The sequence below is a fragment of the Variovorax sp. P4_B11 genome (assembly GCF_056402355.1).
In genome coordinates, this window is sequence record NZ_JBFUHO010000150.1 from 1 (window position 1) to 1,534 (window position 1,534).

Below are 1,534 nucleotides of genomic sequence, written 5' to 3' on the forward strand. Positions count from 1 at the left end.
CAATACTGTTCGTTTAGACTATGAAGGACCTGAAACGGCGCGGTATGTGGGAGTCGGCTGGTTTGGGTCGGGGTCCGGGAGGGCCGATGATCTCGGGAGTGCAATCCGTGGGCACGCGCGTCGGCGCGTGGTGGTCGAATGATGCGTAAGGCGAGTGACGCCGCTTGACCATCCGCGGCGAGCGCTTGTTCAGCGTGCGCGTGGCGCGGATCCGGGCGCTGGCTTCGAGCAGTTCATTGAACCATCGTCGTCGGCGTCTCGGGCGCGCTGGGGGGAAAGGCCCCGGAGCGGGGCTGTGCGCGGCGAAGCAGCTGCACATGCCCTGTGAAGGACAACTCGGCATGCGCCATTCGATGCCTCGTGGCACCCTGATGCAGCAGCCAGCGCACCGAGTAGTGTGCCAGTACCCAGCCATAGAACTCCTGACGCACGAGCTCAGCGGTCTTGCTGCGCAGCACCCGCCGGCTCTGTCGCAAGTGCGTCTTGAGCTCGTCGAACACGCCCTCGATCTCCCAGCGCTGGTGGTACACCGCTGCCAGTTCCAGCGCCGGGGCGATCTGCGGGTCCAGCAACGTGGTCAACAGCCGGTAGCGCGGTTGTGCATCGGCCAGTCCCGGCAAGGCGTATTCGATGACGCGCACCACGATGGCTTGGCTCGTCGCCTCGCTGCGGCTCACACCGGAGGGATGGATGGCACTGAGGTACGAACCATCGTCGAGCATGCGATGCACAGGCAACTGGCGGTTGCCCACGCAGCGCCAGAGCAACTGCGCCCCGGTGGCTTGCGCCTGCTGCCAGTGCTCGAAGCCGTTGAACCCCCGGTCCGCCATGCACAGCATGCCCGGCTCCAGCCGAGGCAACAGCGGCTGGAACAGCTCCCACTCGCCGCTGCGGTAGGCTCCCAGGTTGGCGCCCAGGATCGCGTGCGTGGCGCACTCCACCAGGACCATGCATCGCGCCTGCGGGTAGCCAGCGCGGCCTATTCGGCTGCCCGGGTAGCCGAAATGCGCCGCGTTGTCCGCCTCGTCAGGCAGCTCGAAGGTGCTGCCGTCGATGGCGACCAGCCTCAGGCCGGCATAGAACGCGTGGGGGTGCGCCTGGGCGTCGGCCATGGGCACACAGCAGCGCTCGACCAACTCACGCATCGGCGCCGCGCCGATCTTGCTGCGCAAGCCGCTGATCGAGGACTTGGTCACCCGGGGTGGCTCGGCAGCGCCGGCGGCCCACGCCAGGCCCTGCGACACGGCGGCGAACACCTCCTCGTAGGCAGCCTCCGGATACAGGCTCAGCGCCATGCAGTAGTACGCCCCCGCCACGGCCGGAAAGCTGCGCACGCGTTGCGAATTGCAGCCGTGGGCGTCGAGCACCGCATTCACCACCTCGGCCGGCACCACCCGCGCCAGCAGGCTGGCGCTCAGAAAGTCAGCCAGCCTGGCTCCGCTGCCCAGGACCGCCTTGGTTCTCGCCATGCTCGACTCCGTCGTTGCGACGGCAGTCATTTTACATCAAATTTCTCTATCCGAACAGTATTGGG

Annotated in this window: 1 protein-coding gene; it reads right to left on the bottom strand. The window is 66.9% G+C overall.

What is annotated here, in order from left to right:
* Window positions 1-233: 233 nt before the first annotated feature.
* On the bottom strand, window positions 234-1,469 hold the full coding sequence (locus AC1DYD_RS41335) for an IS4 family transposase (RefSeq protein WP_478178484.1): 1,236 nt from the start codon (window positions 1,467-1,469) through the stop codon (window positions 234-236).
* Window positions 1,470-1,534: the final 65 nt, after the last annotated feature.

What these genes read in the sequence shown, in the direction of transcription:
- AC1DYD_RS41335 (WP_478178484.1), bottom strand. Translation starts at nt 1,469, where the DNA reads ATGGCGAGAACCAAGGCGGTCCTGGGCAGCGGAGCCAGGCTGGCTGAC.